The sequence below is a fragment of the Henriciella pelagia genome, assembly GCF_002088945.1.
Lineage (GTDB): Bacteria > Pseudomonadota > Alphaproteobacteria > Caulobacterales > Hyphomonadaceae > Henriciella > Henriciella pelagia.
Genome location: NZ_NCSU01000007.1, coordinates 123433 through 141558, shown reverse-complemented (window position 1 = coordinate 141558; position 18126 = coordinate 123433). Strand labels below are relative to the sequence as shown.

The window sequence follows — 18126 nt, the reverse complement described above, 5'->3', positions numbered from 1 at the left end:
TCCACTATTGGCAGGTCGGACAATCAAGGAAAGCTGGAGAGAACATTGACCAAGACGGTACTTGTCACAGGTGGTGCAGGCTATGTCGGGAGCCATTGCTGCAAGGCATTCTCCGAAGCTGGATGGAATGTCGTGGTATATGACAGCCTGGCTCGCGGCTGGCGTGAATTCGTCTGCTGGGGCGACCTGGTGGAAGGCGACCTGCTGGACAGCGACGCCCTCGACCGCGTTTTTGATCGCTACAAGCCGGATGCCGTCGCGCATTTTGCTGCGCTCGCCTATGTCGGCGAGTCTGTCGAAAAGCCCGGAATGTATTATGAGAACAATACGCTCGGCACAGTGCGCCTGCTCGACGCCATGGCCAAGGCCGGCTGCGGCAAGATCATCTTCTCCTCCACCTGCGCGACCTACGGGGTGCCGCAAAAGGTCCCGATGACAGAAGACCTGCCGCAGAATCCGATCAATCCCTATGGCATGTCGAAACTGTTCGTTGAGAAAGTGCTCGACGATTACGATGTCGCTCACGGCATCAAGTCCGTGAAGCTGCGCTATTTCAATGCCGCCGGCGCGGACCCGGATGGGCAGGTCGGCGAACGTCACGAGCCGGAAACCCACCTCATTCCGCTGTGCATAGAAGGGGTGTTGAACGACAGTTTCACACTGACGATCAATGGTACGGATTTCGACACGCGCGATGGAACCTGCGTGCGCGATTATATCCACGTCATGGACCTGGCTTCGGCCCATTTGAAGGCACTGGATTACCTCGATGCAGGCGGGGCATCTGATGCCTTCAACCTTGGCACGGGCACAGGAACCACGGTGCTGGAGATCGTCGAGGCCGTGGAGCGCGTCTCCGGCAAGGCGGTTCCACGCCAGGACGGTCCGCGCCGCCCAGGCGATCCGCCGGCCCTCGTGGCATCAGCCGAAAAGGCCGAGCGGATTCTCGGCTGGAAACCCGTCCAGTCGGATGTGGACAGTGTCATTCGCAGCGCCTGGAACTGGCACCTCAAGGAAGTTGAGCGCAAAAAGGCCTAGCCAGCGAGGTCTTTCAGCTGCTCGACAAGATCGAGACGCTCCCATGAGAAGCCGCCCTCATTGTCCGGAGACCGGCCAAAGTGTCCGTAAGCGGCGGTTCGTGCATAGATCGGGCGATTGAGGCCGAGCGCGGTGCGGATCCCCCGCGGGCTGAGGTCCATGATTTCCATCAGGCGGGCTTCGAGCTTGCGCTCATCCGTATTTGCCGTGTCGTGCAGGTTCACATTGATTGACAGCGGCTTTGCGACGCCGATGGCGTAGGAGAGCTGCAGTGTGCAGCGCTTGGCCAGGCCGGCTGCCACGACATTCTTGGCGAGATAGCGCGAGGCATACGCCGCCGACCGGTCAACCTTGGTCGGGTCCTTGCCTGAAAACGCGCCGCCGCCATGCGGGGCCGCGCCGCCATAGGTGTCGACAATGATCTTGCGGCCGGTGAGCCCGGCATCGCCGTCCGGCCCGCCGATCACGAACTTGCCTGTTGGATTGACGTAGAAATTCTCTTCCGGCGGAAACCAGCCTTCCGGCAGCACTTCCGTCACAACCGGGCGAACCAGCTCCCGGATTTCTTCGGTAGAATAGCCGGCGCCGTGCTGCGTGGACACAACCACGGCGTCGACACCGACGGGTACACCATTGCGATAACGCATCGTGACCTGGCTTTTCGCGTCGGGCTGAAATTCCGGACGTTCACCGGAGTGACGCAATTCGGCCAGCCGCTTCAGGATCCGGTGGGAGTAGGAAATCGGCGCCGGCATGTATTCGTCGGTTTCGTCGCTGGCATGGCCGAACATGATGCCCTGGTCGCCAGCCCCTTCATCCGTGAATGTACCCGTACCCTCATCGACACCCGCCGCAATGTCCGCTGACTGGGCGTGCAGGTAATTGTTCAGCTCCAGCGTTTCCCAATGGAAGCCGTCCTGCTCATAGCCAATGTCACGGACGGCTGCGCGAACGACCTCCTCGACCATGTCGGGCGTGATCGTATCGGGTCCGCGCATTTCGCCGAGCAGGACAACGCGATTGGTGGTTGCAGCCGTTTCACAGGCTGCGCGAACGCGGGGCGTTTCGTATCCAGCTTCGATCGCCTTGCGGAAATACAGGTCGACGACCTCGTCAGAGATCCGGTCACAAACCTTGTCGGGATGGCCTTCGGAAACGCTTTCGCTGGTGAACAGGAACTCTGCGGCGCTCAAGCTTGCGACTTTCCGCAATATGGGTCGTGAGCATTACACTCGATAGTCATATCACACCTTTTGAAGTCAACGTTAGAAAGTCACATCTACATCAGTACATGGCATTGATCCATACGGATCATGGAACGGTTACATCTCCATACACAATGAAATTCGGATTATCGTAGCCGCGCTCTTTCTTCCCGTAGCGGAGCGGAACTCCATCGGCTGTCATCACTCGCGCGCCGGCAGCTTCAGCCACGGCCTGACCTGCAGCTGTGTCCCATTCCATCGTGCGGCCCATTCGCGGATAGATGTCTGCCTCGCCAGCTCCGACAAGGCAGAATTTGAGGGACGAGCCTGCAGAAATGATCTCGTTGACATCAAACCTGGCGAGAAATTCGTCTGTTTCGACCGAGCGGTGGGACTTTGACGCAATGGCCGTCAGACCGTCCTCGGGCGCCTTGCGAATGTGAAGCGGGAGGCGCGCATCGCTGCCGGGAACAGCTTCGCCCGGCCTGGCCTCGGCCTGCCATGCCCTGTCCGGGCTTTCGGCAAGGAAAAGCCGGTTGAGTGCTGGAGCGTACACCACGCCCATGACTGGCTTGCCGTGTTCGATGATCGCGATGTTGACGGTGAACTGTCCGTTCTTGTTGATGAACTCCTTGGTGCCGTCGAGCGGGTCGACCAGCGCGAAGCGGACATCGTGATCCGGGATCCTGCCGGCTGCGACTGATTCTTCGGCGATGACGTCAAGGTCAGGGTCGGCCTCTGCAAGTGCCGCCAGGATCAGGTCTTCGGCCTTCTGGTCGGCTTCGGTGACAGGCGAGGCGTCATCCTTCCGGTCGACATCGAAATCAGTCGAATAGATTTCCATGATCAGCGCGCCAGCGTCGAGGGCGATGCGGGCGAGTTGGTCGGGGGTAAGGCTCATATGAGGGGTCCTGGGCAGGCGAAAAGGCAGATGTTCAGGCGGCGTTATGCCCATGTTTCACAGGCCGCGCAAATACGCTCGGCGATATTGATCGCGTCGAAGGCCTGGTGGCTGTTTCCGCGGCGAAGCGGCGCGCGCCCGGCAATCGCGTCCAGGAACTCGGCGAGTTCCTCCTCTGCCGAGGAATGCGAGTCGAACTCTGTGACTGTCTCGTCGGGATTTGGATCGGGCTCACCGCGATTATTGTGCGAAAGCCGCGCGTGGATCAGCATTTCAGGGCCATACCCCTCAAGGCCGGGCAAGTGTCCGTCCAGCCAGACATAGCCGCGCTCAAAGCCAAGCTCGAGGCGGAAGGTCTGGCGCCAAGACGTCGATGACGAGTGCAGTTCAGCAATGGCGCCATCGGCAGTACGAAGCAGGGCGAACACATTTTCGTCGCCGCCTGCCATGCCTGAAGACAAGGCCTTTACTGTCTCGAACGGGCCGCAGAAAAGGTGAAGAAGGTCCAGCATGTGTATGCCGTGCCCCTTCAGGATGGACGTGTTGGCGAACTGTCCGTTCGGCGGGCCGGCATGCCCGTAGACGGCGCGTGCCGTGAGCAGGCGTCCGTAATTGTTCTCTTCAATCACTGTCTGCGCCGCACGCACATTTCCATGATGACGCAGGCCGCACCCAAACTTCAGGATTGCACCGGAATCGCGCTCGGCCTCGCGCAGGTTCACAATATCCTCCACGGTTTCACCGCCCGGCAATTCGCTCAGCACATGAATGCCCCGCTGTAGCGCACGTCGCGTAGCGCCGGTTGCGATGGCCGGCTGGAGCGCGAACACCACCGCATCGAGTTCGGCAGGGTCGAGCAGGGTCTGCCAGTCATCATCGGACAGGCCGGAAACATCCTCGTGAGACACGGTCCGGACGATCCTGGTTTCGCGGCACGCTGCCAGCGCGTGACACCGTGATGCGGCCAGATCGTTTTTCCCGAAAACAGCAAAGCGGAGAGGTGTCATTACGCGACCGGACTTTCGTGCAGATCCAGCCCATCGGACTATCTATTCAGTCCCCTCACGGCAACCATGCAGTTGTGAGCGACTGCAAAATCGGTCCGGCCTCAGGGCCGGATGTTCCAGCGATGCAAAATCAGACCGCCATCATCAGTGATGTGGAAGATGCCATAGGCTCCCGTCTTCAGCTTCAGATCGTCAGCGACGCCCTCCTTTGTGTCAGATGTCTCTCTTGCGGCAAGGAGCGCGAACCGGGCAACTCCGTTGCTCGTCACGACCAGGGCAGGGCCAGCCGTATCGGAGCCCGCCAGGTGCTGAACATAGCTGAGCCAGTCTCGCTTGAGCTGTTCGGGGTCTACGATCCATCCTGGCGGTGCCACGGCATGCTCTTCCCAGGCGTCGAGTGCGGCCTGCCCGATCCTGTCGACGACTTCAGGCTCAGGCCTGTTCTCGTCCGGCCCGTAATCAATCTCGCGCAGGAACTCGGCGACGTCGAGGCTGGGGGCAGCGGATTGCGCTGCAAGGATGGTCCTTGCGGTTTCCAGTGTCCGCTTCAGGGGGCCGGCAGCGGCCGAAGCAAACCGGATGTCCGTGTCTGCAAAATGCTTGGCCAGCGCTTCGGCCTGGAGTCGGCCTGACATCGAAAGCGGCAGATCTGTGCGCGCCCCGACCCGTGTGACGGTGTCACCCTTGTCGAATGTGTTGCCGTGACGGACGATGTAGACATCGCGTGCCATCAGGCGTCGGCATCCATGGGGTCGCCATGCTCAGCGATGAGCCTTTCAGCAAACGCCGCATCCTCCGGCGTGTCGATCCCCCACATCGCGGTTGCGCCGGGGTCCACAGCGACGCTCATGATGCTCATGCCGTTCTCAAGGAAGCGCAGCTGCTCCAGCCCTTCCAGCGCCTCATACTCGCCAACGGGAAGGCTGGCGAACTGCTCAAGGGCCTGCATGCGATAGCCATACAATCCGATATGCCGCCAGACGGGAGACAGGCCGGATGCCTCGCGCAGCGCTGCTTCTTTCCGGATGGAAGGGATGATCGTCTTGGAGAACCAGAGTGCCATGCCATCGGCGCGGCGAATGCAGCACGTGCCGCTGAACGGCTCGCGTGTCTTCTGGTCACGCATGATGTCCAGCGTTTCCCAGTCGAGCTGGACCACAGGGGTCACGACATCGGCTGTGCTCGTTGCGGCAGTCTTGATCAGGGCATGAAGGTGGGCCGGCGGCGTGAACGGCGCATCGCCCTGTAAATTGAGCACGAAATCCGGCCTGGTGTCAGCCATCTTTGCCGCCGCCAGCGCCCGGTCCGTTCCAGATGGAAGGTCCGGGTTGGTCATGACAACGGGTGCCCCGATCGAGCGGGCATGCTGGACGATTGCCTCGTCATCCGTCGCAATCACATAGTCCACATTCCGATCGGCGGCCGCTACTCTTTGGGCGATCGCAGCCACCCGTGACACCATGGAATGCCCCGCAATCTTGTGAAGCGGCTTGGCCGGGAACCGGGTCGAACCAATCCTGGCAGGAATGACGATCAATGTCCGCATGGAGTATGGTCTTCGAAGTTGAGCGGAGGGTTTGCTCGCCTGTGCCGTATGTGTCAAGGCGGCCTTCGGGACCGTTCCGTATCATGGCCGCTGCAGCGACATATGATGAAATCGCGGGCGTTGGCTGAGCCGGGTCATAGGTTAGAAAAACGCGGTGTGTCGGTTGACCGCTACTACATTGTTCGCTCTTTCCGCCATTGTTACCTAACTGCGCATAACAAGTCTCTGGAACGCATAATGACCAAACTCACCCATCTCGACCGGCTGGAGGCCGAGAGCATCCATATTTTGCGCGAAGTGGCAGCATCGGCGCAAAACCCGGTCATGATGTATTCGATAGGCAAGGACAGCTCGGTCATGCTGCACCTTGCCCGCAAGGCGTTCTATCCCGGGCCGTTGCCATTTCCGCTTCTGCACGTCGATACGACATGGAAGTTCCGTGAGATGATTGCCTTCCGTGACAAGCTCAAGGACGATCCGGCGATCGACCTCCTGGTGCATATAAACCAGGAAGGCGTCGAACAGGGGATCGGCCCGTTCACGCACGGCTCTGCCCTGCACACCGATGTCATGAAGACCCAGGCACTGAAGCAGGCGCTCGACAAGTACAAGTTCGACGCGGCCATTGGCGGGGCGCGCCGCGATGAAGAAAAGTCACGCGCCAAGGAGCGCATCTTCTCATTCCGTTCCGCGCAGCACCGCTGGGATCCGAAGAACCAGCGGCCAGAACTCTGGTCGCTCTACAATACGCGCATCAAGTCGGGTGAGAGCGTGCGTGTCTTCCCGCTGTCAAACTGGACCGAACTCGATATCTGGCAGTACATCTATCAGGAAAATATCGACATCGTGCCGCTGTATTTTGCTGAGGAACGTCCAGTCGTCACGCGCGACGGGATCATGGTCATGGTCGATGATGACCGGCTGCCACTCGAGCCTGGCGAGACGCCAGAGATGAAACGGGTCCGCTTCCGGACGCTTGGTTGCTATCCGCTGACAGGCGCTGTGGAGTCCAGCGCTTCGACCATCACGGAGATTATCGAGGAGATGCTGCGCACAACCACGTCCGAACGCGAAGGCCGCGCTATCGACAAGGATGCGCCTGCCTCAATGGAAATGAAGAAGCAGGAGGGCTATTTCTGATGAACGCCTATGCAGCCCCCCAGTTCTCGAACATCGAATCCTATCTCGACAGCCAGTTGAGAAAGTCGCTCCTGCGTTTCATCACCTGCGGTTCGGTGGATGACGGCAAGTCAACCATGATCGGACGGCTGCTTTACGAGTCTAAGATGATCTTTGACGATCAGCTGGCCTCGCTGAAGAATGAGTCGAAGAAGTTCGGCACGCAGGGCGAGGAAATCGACTTCGCCCTGCTGGTCGACGGTCTCGCCGCCGAGCGCGAGCAGGGCATCACCATTGATGTCGCTTACCGCTTCTTCTCGACTGATGCGCGCAAGTTCATCGTCGCCGATACGCCGGGGCATGAGCAGTATACCCGCAACATGGCGACCGGCGCATCGACGGCAGACCTTGCCATCGTGATGATCGATGCCCGCAAGGGCGTGCTGACCCAGACCCGGCGTCACAGCTTCATCGTGTCACTTGTTGGCATCAAGCATGTGGTCCTTTGCATCAACAAGATGGACCTCGTCGGCTATAGTCAGGAAACCTTTGATGCGATCCGGGCTGATTATCAGGAGTTCGCGAAGGATCTCGGTTTTGAGTCCATCCAGGCCATTCCGGTATCAGCCCTGAAGGGCGACAATATTGTCGAGCGCAGCGAGAATACGCCCTGGTATGACGGCCCGCCGATCATGACCTATCTTGATACGGTTGAGATCCGGTCAGACGCCAAGGAAAAGGCCTTCCGCATGCCGGTGCAGTGGGTCAACCGGCCGAACCTCGATTTCCGCGGATTTGCCGGCCAGATCCTGTCGGGGGCCGTAAAGCCTGGCGACAAGGTGCGGGCGCTTCCGTCGGGCAAGTCCAGCAGGGTCGAGCGCGTCGTCGCCATGGGCGGCGATCTGGACGAGGCGGTCGAAGGACATTCCGTCACGCTTACCCTCGAAGACGAGATCGACATTTCGCGAGGCGACGTGCTGTGTGCAGACAATGAACCGGCCGAAGTGTCCGACCAGTTTCAGGCAACCATCCTGTGGATGTCGGATGGCGAGATGTTTCCGGGGCGCTCCTACGTCATGAAGATCGGAGCCCGCGAGTGCCAGGTCCAGATCACCGAGCAGAAGTACAAGATCGACGTGAACACCCGCGCCCATGAGGCGGCAAAGACGCTGCACCTCAACGAGATCGGCGTGTGCAATATCGCGCTGGACCGCGAGATTGCGTTCGACGCCTACAAGGACAATCGCCGCATGGGCGGTTTCATCATCATCGACCGGATGACCAATGAAACTGTCGGCATGGGCCTCATAAATTTTGCGCTTCGCCGCGCCTCCAATATCCATAAGCAGACCCTGGACGTCTCAAAGGATGTCCGCGCGTCCATGAAGGGCCAGAAGCCGGTCATTCTCTGGTTCACAGGGCTTTCAGGTGCCGGCAAGTCAACGGTCGCCAACATCGTCGAGAAACGCCTCACGCATATGGGCAAGCACACCTACACGCTCGACGGCGACAATGTCCGGCACGGCCTCAATCACGATCTGGGCTTTACCGATGCTGACCGGGTCGAGAATATTCGGCGCGTTGGCGAAGTCTCCAAGCTGATGATTGATGCTGGCCTGATCGTCCTTGTGTCCTTCATTTCGCCGTTCCGCGCAGAACGCCGCATCGTTCGCCAGATGGTCGAAGACGGCGAATTCTGGGAAGTCTTTGTGGACGCGCCACTGGAAGTCGCCGAACGGCGCGACGTCAAAGGGTTGTACAAGAAGGCACGCGCCGGCGAGATCAAGAATTTCACCGGCATCGATAGTCCGTATGAGCCACCGGAAGACCCGGAGCTTCACATCGAGACGCACAAATTGTCACCAGACGAGGCTGCTGATCTCGTCCTCAAGCGTCTGGAGGCCGCCGGTTTTCTGGTTCAGCCTGACTGAACCGGAAACGGGGACCTGTATTCAGAGCTGATGCTTGTCGCTGACAATTGTCCCGCTGGCCCAGACGTGCGGCTGGCGTCGGTGCAGGGCGATCGGATTCCAGTTCATTGCCCTGGCGATATCGAGGCTGGACAGCTTTCTTGACTTCTGCACGGCACGCCTGGCTTTCATGGTTTGCGGCAGGCGGGCGAGCGCCTCGCCCAGGCCCCTTCGAATGGACGCGGCCCGTGGCTTTCCCAGCGCACTCAGATAGAGATACAGGGTCAGCAGGATGTGGCCCGGAAGCGTCGCAATCAGGGCAATGAGCGGCGTGTTCTTGAGATAGGTCGTCAGTCGGTTTCGCGTCCCCAGCCGGACCGTAAAATCGCTCCTGCGGCCGGATATGGCGCTGCCATGGTGAAGAATGATGGCGGATGGAATGAAGATGCAATGCTCGCCCTGCAGGCGCAGCCGGTAGCCAAGGTCCACATCCTCACAATAACAGAAATAGGTTTCGTCGAAGCCGCCTGCAGACAGGAAAGTGTCCCGATCAATCATTGCGCTGGCACCGCAAGGAGAAAAACATTCGCCTTCACCGGGCATGGCGCTCCTCGGATATTCGAACCCCCCGCGCCACGGAAATCCAAACGCCGAATAGCAGTCTCCGGTGCCATCGAGAATGCTGTGATCTTCGGCGCTGATCTGCGCACTGGCGAACAGCTTTGCCTCGGGATGGCGGTCGGCTGCCGCTGAAAGCTGGCTGAGCCAGTCCGGGTGCGGTTCCGTATCCGGATTGAGCAGAATGAGCCATTTGCCGGTGGCCTGTCTTGCGGCGACATTGTTGCCAGCAGCAAAGCCGAGATTCTCGCTCATGCGAAGCAGCTTTGCGTTCGGCAGGTGCCCAAGGTCCAGGCGATCTGCAGACCCATCGGTGGACGCGTTATCGACGATGATAACTTCTTTTGGCGCGCAGGTCTGGGCTTGCAGATGGTCGATGGCGGCCTGGATCAGATCGCCCCCGTTGTAATTCACAATGATAATGCTGGCGTCCAGTGTGTGGGGCAATGTTCGCTCCGGGAGTCATCAGCGTGTCCAATGAGCCAGACTGCGGGTTGCGTCAAACATGAAAGTGACGCGTGCTGAGTTGATCGCTGGGAAGCGGGGCCGCGGGAGCAGCCCCGGTCATGCGCTGAGGACGAGACAGGATGACTTCGCTGTCATATTCAGCGCGAGCTGTTGAATCGGCTGATCCGAGTCTTCATACTCCGAGCTTCGCAACCGATAAATTTTGCTCATGTCCTCGCTCTCGAAAGTCAAAGATGAAGCGCTTGCTCTGCCATGGATTGAGCAGGACCATCTGATGAGAGCCTTGCGCAGCAAACTGGAAGACGACCGTCAGTGGCGTCTTGGCGGCGTCAGAATTCGCGAAACCTACCAGAAATGGTCGCACCTCGCGCTGGAGCATCTCGGACGCTCTCCGTCGAAGGTGATGGATTTTGGTGCCGGCATCTACCATCCGCTCGCAAACGTCGCCCAGTTCAATGTGCTGCATGGATCGGAAGGGGTGGGCGTTGAGCTTGATCCGCGCTTCCTGCCAGATCGCGCGGCCAAGTGTCTAGCGGACACCATTTTCGATGCCTGGTTACACGCTGACCCGGAAGCGCGCCTTCGCGCCCGGGATTACCCGCTCGACAGCCTTCGCCAGGGGGAATGGACTGATCGCGTCACGCCGAAGGTGTCTCGTTTTGTCGGGGATGTGCGTCAGCTGGACGATAGCGGTTTTGATTTCGTCTTCTCGCAAAGCGTCCTGGAGCATGTCGACGAGTTCGATGATGTGCTGAAGGCCCTTACGGAACGCACGCAGCCAGGCGGGGTGCACGCGCATGTCATCGATATGCGCGATCATCGTTCCTACTATCGCAGTGACAAGCATCAGTGGTCATTTCTGTGCGAGGAGGAGCCCGATGGACCCTTCTGCAATCGTTTGCGGTCGTCACAGATCATCGACGCTTACAAGCGTCATGGCTTCGAAATTATTGTTGCCAGGCCACAGAGAGAAAAGCCGCCAAAGCACATCCGGAGGGAGCTCATTGAAGCGTTTTCCGACCTGTCCTACCGGGACCTTGAACGCACTGGTTTGCGCCTTGTCGCCCGGAGGAGGTGATTTCAGAGGCTCGATGGTCGCTGCGCCTCAGTGACAGCTTCGTATTGCCTCGTGCATGCCGAAAAGATATTTCGTTAATCCTACATGGTTAGCTAACGCGTAAGAGACCGTCTCGAACAGGAACTGGCAATTGCGGCCCGCCTTCGCCAGAAACGCAGAATTTCAGTCCGGAGCACATACCCCTGTCGAGCTGTCTATAAGTAACCGGTGATGCACAATGTCAGTACAGTACAAATGCTATCTATGCGGCAATGATAGCTCCGTTATCCAGGACAGCGTAGAATTCGGTGTTCCTGTCCACCGCTGCGATTCCTGCAGCCTCATCCAGACCCAGAGTCTTCCAGAAGCCTTCCTTGAGGGAACATACCTCGAGGCCTATTCGGCCCAGCGCAAGACGCACGTATCGGATGAATACCTGGAATTTGCAAAGCAGCGCGGCGTCGATCAGCGCGCATTCATCGAACGCGAGACCGGGGTAAAGCAGTTTTCGAAGGTTCTGGATTTCGGCGGTGGGTTCGGCGGTGCGCTCGCTGCCTTTCCAGAGTGTGAAAGGCACATTTTTGAACTCGATGTGGCCGCTCGCGAATATCTCGAAACCCTTGAGAATGTGCACATTCACGGCAAGGAACTGTTCGACGACAATTCGCATGCAGGTCAATTTGACCTCATTATTCTCTCGCATGTGCTGGAACACATGAGAGATCCGCTATTCGAGCTTGAGCGCCTGCAAAACCTGCTCAAGCCCGAAGGCATTCTTTTCATTGAAGTGCCCACGGAAGATGAGACTGTCCTGCGTCTTCAGTTGCAGCAGATGAAGCCTGGTCTTGGTCATGTCTTTCATTTCGAGAAAAAGACGCTTCGCCAGATGATGCAGAAGGCGCGCGGCTTTGAGCTTGCCGGACTGGAGCAGTGCGGAATCTCGAAAGTGCCCTTTTATGAGGGGCGGAAGAAAATGGCATTTGGCGTCGAGAATAGCACCGACGGCATCTGGCTTCGCGCCGTGATGAAGCGCCGCGTCCGTCCTGTCATTCCCAAGCCGAAAGCTCGCGAATCCGCGCTGTCACCTGAGGTTGCACAATTGTTGTTCAGTTCCAGGCGCAGGGAGCTCGCCATGCTCTCAGCGATGCAAAAATCCTATAAGGAACTCGCGGGCGTTGTTCAGGAAAATGTGCCAGCGGCTGAAAGTGTCATCGGACTTGAACGAGAAGAGTTTAACAAGCTCTTCTTTATGAGCGAGAAGGCGAGACGAGCTTTAGAGGGGCAGCAAAAGCTGGTTGGTGAAACATTGGGGGAGTCCAGGGCATTGGAGAAAGCTGTAGACGGCGAGCGACAGGCGCTGAAAGAAGCGATCACGAGTAACAAGGCCTGGGCTGAAGCACAGCTTGCAGAGTCAAAGGCGCTAATGGATGCGCGCCTTGCGCAAGAACACGACCGCGCCACCCGGCTGGAGGCGCAGATTGCTTCGCTGGTGCAGGAAAGCACTGACATCCGGCGCCTCAACACCGAACTCATCGAAAAGGCGGCAGCCGCCAGTCACCAGAGCTCTGAGTTGGCGGCGGAAAAGAGCAAGGCTGAGAGTGTTGCTGCAGACCTGAAGCGTCAGAATGAAGAACTGGCAAAGAAGCTGTCCTTGCTTGAGGAAGACCAATCCGCGCTCGCGACAGAACGAAATGACCTGAAGGCGGGCCTGGCATCGGCTGATGAGAAAGCTGCAAAGCTTGAAGCAGAACGAGATGCCCTGAAGGAAGGACTCGCGTCCGCCGAGGAAAGCGCCGCCACGCTTGAGACCGAACGAGATGCCCTCAAGGAGGATCTGGCTTCCGCCGAAATGAAGGTTGCGACGCTTGAGCCTGAAATCGCGGCGCTAGAGAAGCAGGTTGAACGACTGGAAGAGGCAAACCGCGACGCTCGCTCCAATGTGGCGAAGCTGCAAATCAAAGTCCGAAATCAGGTTAAAATCCTCAGGGCTGAGCTTGAGCGGGAACGCAGCAAGAGCCGGTCTCTGATGGACGAAGTTGATGTCAGGACTTCGGTCTATGAGCAGAAGATCGATGCGCATTATGCCGAGAATTACGAGAAGCTTGAGCGTACCTACGCCAGGAAACTCGAGGACGTGGCAGCCGATTATGAAAACAGGCTGAAGCGGCTGGCGGACGAATACAATGCTCAGGCGAAATCGACAGCTTCAGCATTCAATCAGGCCATGTCTGAGGCAAATGCGAAGATTCGTCGTCTCGCAAACGAGCAGCGCGCCCTGTTCAACGTGATCGGAATGATCGAAGCATCCTCCACTTATCGGGTTGGTTCCGCGCTTACATTTCCGGTTCGCAAGCTGAAAAACGCGAGCGCGGCATTCGTCCAGCCGCTGGTCGACTTGCCGACAGAGAATGATTTCGACCGTCGGTCGGCCCCGGTTGCGCTTCCAGCCGAAGTCGTGACTGTCGATGCGAAGATCGATTCGCAGCCGATCAAGCCGGAAAGTGCGTCGACCAACGCTCCGCAAAACGCTTTGGCAAAGCCCTCTATCGTGCGAAACAAGGCTCAATTGGCGGAGGCCGAAAAGCAAGAGCATGCAAGACGCCTGGAATCACAGACCCGCGGTCTTGGTTCGTTCTATGAAGAGAATGGGTTTGCGATCGTTAGAAACCTGCTGACGGAGCAGGAAGCGCGCGCAAAGGCGACCCAGTTCAAATCCGATCTCATTCGAGGCCCCATTTCCAAGAATGGTCATACGACATTCGATGTCGCTTCCGTCTATCCGCCGGCCCAGGATATGGTGTTCGATCCCCGGATCCTGTCCGTTATGCGAACTTGCCTCGGTGATGATATCCGGTTCCTGCAATGGGCGACCTACCAGGCCAACCACATGTCATTCCCGTGGCATCGGGACGGCGCCTACCGGTTGTTCAATGTGGGCCATGACTGGGATGAAGAAGATCATGCCTATCGCGTCGCAAAGATAATTATCTATCTGGAGTGCGATGACTTCTCCATGGGTATCTATCCGCGCTCCCATCGCGAGGATATTGACCGCACCAAGATCACAAAGAGCATCGAGGGCTTTGATTTCGTCGACACCGAAAGGCAAAGACCCGGCATCCGCTTGCCCAACAAGCCTCACCTGGCTGGCGTAAAGCCCGGAGACGCTTTGATCTTTGATCAGCGACTGTTTCATTGCGGCCGCCTGACCAATTCAACTGCAGGCGATTTCACCAAGGAGATGAAGTCCGACAAGTGTTTCCTGTCCCTGCTGTACGGTGCGGACAATCCGCATTCCTACAGGTTCTATTCATACTTCAATCATGAGCGACAATTCGGCATCCGGCCGATGCAGAAGCGTTTCGTTAATCGATTGAAAGATGCAGGGCTGTTTCTTTCGATCGGGCAGGCAAATTACTTTGACTTGCATCCTGAACAGAGAGAAGGCCTGTGGCTGCCTGAAGACAAGCGCGCACACGTCGACGCTGAGGGGAAATAAGTGAGTATGGAAATGAATTGGAAAGGGCTGCCAGAAGAGGTCCTTTCAGGTGCCTTGTCGTATCTCTCGGAACGCACGCATCTGCCGCTTGCGATTATTGGCCCCGGGCCGACGATCAATGACATCGATCCCAAGAATATTCCGGATGAAGTTATTCGCTTCCGGATGAACATGTTCTTTGCAGAGCCGACACCCCGTTTCGGGCGGAGGGTCGACGGCTACTTCTGGGCGAATGATCTCGACGTCATGTACGAATTGATGAAGTCGACGTTCGAAGAGAAGATATACGATTACAAACTGTTCTTCACGCCAAACGAGATCAAGCCTGAGCGACCCACAGGCAAGGCAGTCGCCGACAAATGCCGTGCCATTCTCAAGCCGAGATATGATCATTGGTGGCTTATCGGGCATCATGCCGACGTCGTACGCAACATGCTGTTGCGCCCACTGCCCACGCAAACCTTCCAGGCCCTGGCAACGGCGCTGATTCTCGGGTTTCGCGATATCCACCTTGTTGGGATCGACATGTATCGCAATAAGGGGACGCGATACGCGCACGACTATTCAGATGACATCAAGGCCCGTCTTGCTGAAAAGCATCGCAAGCCTGGATATGAGGAAAATGCCCATTCGGAGCGCCGGGACATCGCGTTTCTTCAGCACCTGCAGAAATGTTTTCCGGACGCCAACATAACGAATGCCTCTTCGGTGTCGCCGCTGCGGGACGTCCTGCCGGACTCTCCGCTGATGCATGGCAAGCCGATCAATGTGACGCCTCGGCCGATCGTTCCGAAACCGGTCCCTCTGAAGGATCCAAAGACCGAGATCGAGCGCCTCGATGCCGAAGTCCGGGCGCTGAGGTCGAGTAGATCCTTCAAGTTTGGTCAAGCCATATTCAAGCCTGCCGCACGCGTAAAAGCTGGCCTGAAGGGCATCAAGTTGATCGCCAACGGAAACGGCTCGGCGAGTGCCAGTTCCAAGGCAGAGGAAACTCAGCCGCGCCCGAAAGTCCCGTCAGGACCAAAGACGGTGGCGAAGACCAGCAAGCCGGCAGCAGCTGCCGCACCAGCGGTCGCGAGCCGTCCTGCCAAGCGCGGTGAAACTCAGCAACCGGCGCCCATTGCTGCACCGAAGAAAGGTGCCGTCGATCTTCTGGCAATCTGTCATGAAACAACGTCAAAGACGGGCGGCTACCGACCCATCAAGAATTATGTCGAGGAAACCTCGTCGCAGGGCAGGGAAACCGCATTAATCGACCTGCGAAAGCTTGATCGCACAAAAAAAGGCAAGATCGTCTTTCCTAAGGCAAAGCGCACCATTGTTAATTCGATTGCTGCTTTTGAGTGGAAAGCCGTCAACGATTTCCTCGCGTCTCGAAATGAGGGGGTTTACCTCTACCTTCATGAGATGGACTGGATCTTCAACCGGATCAAACGGGAACAACCCGACCTGTTCGATGCCATCGCCGAAGGGATGAGGCGGCACCCGGTCCTGTGCGTGTCCCAATTGCAGAAAGATTATATCGACCGGACGTTCTCAACGCCCTTCACCAAGCTGATCTACAATGTTGCGCGTGATGGCAACCTGGATCCGGCAATGGTGAAGATGGAGCCAGAGGTGGCGAACGCCGAAAAGCTGGTTCTCATGGTCGGCACGATCCAGAACCGCAAAGGCCCGCAATTGTACGGGCAAGTCGCTGATCTGGCGAAGGCCAGAGGCCTGCCCTATCGCTTCTTGTGGGCCGGGCACCAGACCGAAGATGTCGGGGAGTTGTCCGAAAATGTTGAGTGGCTGGGCCATCAACCGACGGACGAACTGCAGAAACTTCTCAGGCAGGTCGATCGCTTTATGCTGACCTCGCACGACGATCCCTTTCCGCTTTCCTGTCTTGAGGCGCTGAGCTGGGGCGTGCCAATCGTGAGCTATCACTACAGCGGCATCTGCGAGATCATCGACGGCATGCCAGGGTGCGGTGTCTTTTACACACGGGATGCAGACGACGCGCTCAATGAGCTGGAGCGCGCAATGAATGACCGGCCGGACCCAATGCGGCTCTTTTTTCATGCGCGGCCTTTTATCGACTGCAATCACTTTATAAGACTGCTCGACGAAGCAACATCAAACGAACACTTGGCCCTCGTAGGCACCTGATCCGGGCCAAACGGGCCGAGTTGTGCTGTCGTGCTGTCTACGGCGTCAAAGGAGAACATCGAATGGCGAAGATACTCTTTATCAACCCCAATAAGTGGGGGAGAGGCATCACGGCAATCTGGATTCCAGCGCATGCCGGCCTCCTGCGCGAAAAGGGCCATGAGGTGGAGCTGTTCGATGCGACCTTCTACACCGAATGGACGGTCGATGAGATCGGCTACAACACGCAGAACGGTCAGTACAAGCCAACTGACTACAAGAGCCACATTACCTACAATCACGGGTCTGTGGTCGAGGATCTCAAGCGCAAGGTCGCCGAGTATCAGCCTGATATCATCTTCTGGTCTGCGATCTCTTCGCATATTCATGGTGAAGGCGAGTATGTGAATATCCAGTACGGATATGAGCTGGCTGAACTGTTCAAGGACCAGGCGCTCCTGGTGACGGCTGGCCTGCAGGCGACGGCATCGCCAAAGGATGTTCTGGCTGGCCTGCCGGGGATTGATATCCTCGTGCGCGGCGAATCGGAAAAGGCACTCGCCGAGATTGCTGACGCTGTCGATGCCAAGAAGAATTCCTTCCAGCACATCAATGGCCTGGCCATCAATGGCAGCGAGGGCGTGAAAACAACACCGCCTCAACCCATTCTTCGTGATCTGGACGAACTACCAGCTTATGATTACTCGCTTTTTGAGCCGCAGACTTTCTGGCGGGCCTATAATGGCGAGGTCGTAAAGGCCGTCGATTACGAAATGTCCCGCGGCTGCATCTACGCCTGCGAATATTGCGTGGAAACCGTCATCCAGAGCTATTACGGCTTTGAAAAGACAACGAGGTCGGGCGCGATCCAGCGAGCCCCGGAATACCTCCGCAGCAAGTCTCCGCAACGCATCATGGAAGAAATGACGCGCCTGCACAAAGAGCATGGCGTCACGCTTTTCAGGTGCCAGGACACCAACTTCCTGACCATTACGCGCACGACGCTGACCGAACTTGCCGACCTGATGGATGCGAGTGATCTCGATATCAAGCTCTATATCGAGACCCGTCCAGAGGGCATCAATGAGAAGACCATCGACATGCTGAAGAAGCTGAAGGTCGACGGGATCGGCATGGGCGTTGAGCTGTCGACGCAGGACTTCCGTGAGGACAAGCTGCGCCGCTTCGCGTCTCAGGACCGCATCATCAAGGCGTTCAAGGTGCTCAAGGAAGCCGGCATCAAGCGGACCTCCTACAATATCATTGGCCTGCCGGATGCAGACGAAGAGTCCATCAAGGGCACGATTGAGTTCAACAGGCTCATCGAGCCGGACAATGTCACCGTTGCTTTCTACTCCCCGTATCAGGGGACGGCCCAGCAGAAGAAGGGCAATGAGCTCGGTTACTTCGACGAGTATGAGTTTCATGTCGATGGCCAGCTGCGGACGATGAGTAGCGACACGCTCGTCGATCCGGACACGCTTTGCTTCTACAAGGCGAAGTTCAAGGAACTGGTCGAAAATGGTATGGACGATCTGGAGGCGATGAAAGCCGAGTACTTCCGCGAACACGTCGCTCAGGAAGCGGGCGTTGGCGCCTCCACACCCAAACGGGTCAGCGCATAGAGG

The 18126-nt window shown here is 57.8% G+C and carries 13 protein-coding genes; 7 read left to right on the top strand and 6 right to left on the bottom strand.

Translation table 11 applies throughout. The features are described 5' to 3' along the window. Positions 1-45: 45 nt before the first annotated feature. A complete protein-coding gene (gene galE, locus B8746_RS03230) occupies positions 46-1038 on the top strand; it encodes a UDP-glucose 4-epimerase GalE (protein WP_084391801.1) in 993 nt (330 codons plus the stop codon). Here galE and metK read toward each other — a convergent pair. The 5 genes from metK to B8746_RS03205 form a co-directional block, all read right to left on the bottom strand. Continuing rightward, positions 1035-2231, bottom strand: a complete 1197-nt coding sequence (metK, locus tag B8746_RS03225) for a methionine adenosyltransferase (protein WP_084391800.1) — start codon at positions 2229-2231, stop codon at positions 1035-1037. The two genes, galE and metK, sit on opposite strands and share 4 nt — an antisense overlap. 118 nt (positions 2232-2349) lie before the next feature. Then, the gene (cysQ, locus tag B8746_RS03220; protein ID WP_084391799.1) at positions 2350-3144 is read right to left on the bottom strand and encodes a 3'(2'),5'-bisphosphate nucleotidase CysQ; all 795 of its coding nucleotides are present in this window, start codon (positions 3142-3144) and stop codon (positions 2350-2352) included. Between the two features lie 44 nt (positions 3145-3188). After that, the gene (locus B8746_RS03215; RefSeq protein WP_158084525.1) at positions 3189-4052 is read right to left on the bottom strand and encodes a Gfo/Idh/MocA family protein; all 864 of its coding nucleotides are present in this window, start codon (positions 4050-4052) and stop codon (positions 3189-3191) included. 200 nt (positions 4053-4252) lie between these two features. Further along, positions 4253-4882, bottom strand: a complete 630-nt coding sequence (locus B8746_RS03210) for a histidine phosphatase family protein (protein ID WP_084391797.1) — start codon at positions 4880-4882, stop codon at positions 4253-4255. Beyond that, a complete protein-coding gene (locus B8746_RS03205; RefSeq protein WP_084391796.1) occupies positions 4882-5697 on the bottom strand; it encodes a 3-deoxy-manno-octulosonate cytidylyltransferase in 816 nt (271 codons plus the stop codon). The genes B8746_RS03210 and B8746_RS03205 overlap by 1 nt, the downstream gene beginning before the upstream one ends. Positions 5698-5934: 237 nt before the next feature. On the opposite strand from B8746_RS03205, the gene cysD reads away from it, so the two are divergent. Together cysD and cysN are read left to right on the top strand one after the other, a co-directional pair. Beyond that, entirely contained in the window at positions 5935-6837 is a 903-nt protein-coding gene (gene cysD, locus B8746_RS03200; protein WP_084391795.1) for a sulfate adenylyltransferase subunit CysD, read from the top strand. Next, positions 6837-8747 (top strand): sulfate adenylyltransferase subunit CysN, encoded by a 1911-nt coding sequence (cysN, locus tag B8746_RS03195; RefSeq protein WP_084391794.1) that lies wholly within the window; start codon positions 6837-6839, stop codon positions 8745-8747. The genes cysD and cysN overlap by 1 nt, the downstream gene beginning before the upstream one ends. A 21-nt stretch (positions 8748-8768) precedes the next feature. On the opposite strand, the gene B8746_RS03190 is transcribed toward cysN, so the two are convergent. Then, positions 8769-9791: a glycosyltransferase family 2 protein gene (locus B8746_RS03190; protein WP_084391793.1), complete on the bottom strand. Its 1023-nt coding sequence runs from the start codon at positions 9789-9791 to the stop codon at positions 8769-8771. Positions 9792-10086: 295 nt separating this feature from the next. Between B8746_RS03190 and B8746_RS03185 the strand changes: the two genes are divergently transcribed. The 4 genes from B8746_RS03185 (at position 10087) to B8746_RS03170 (ending at position 18123) form a co-directional block, all read left to right on the top strand. After that, positions 10087-10890, top strand: coding sequence for a class I SAM-dependent methyltransferase (locus tag B8746_RS03185; protein ID WP_158084524.1), 804 nt, complete (start codon positions 10087-10089; stop codon positions 10888-10890). A 217-nt stretch (positions 10891-11107) separates the two neighbouring features. Beyond that, a complete protein-coding gene (locus B8746_RS03180) occupies positions 11108-14368 on the top strand; it encodes a methyltransferase domain-containing protein (protein ID WP_084391791.1) in 3261 nt (1086 codons plus the stop codon). A gap of 12 nt (positions 14369-14380) precedes the next feature. Next, complete coding sequence (locus B8746_RS03175; protein ID WP_158084523.1) at positions 14381-16519, top strand: glycosyltransferase family 4 protein; 2139 nt, start codon at positions 14381-14383, stop codon at positions 16517-16519. 62 nt (positions 16520-16581) lie between these two features. Continuing rightward, positions 16582-18123: a B12-binding domain-containing radical SAM protein gene (locus tag B8746_RS03170; RefSeq protein WP_084391789.1), complete on the top strand. Its 1542-nt coding sequence runs from the start codon at positions 16582-16584 to the stop codon at positions 18121-18123. Positions 18124-18126: the final 3 nt, after the last annotated feature.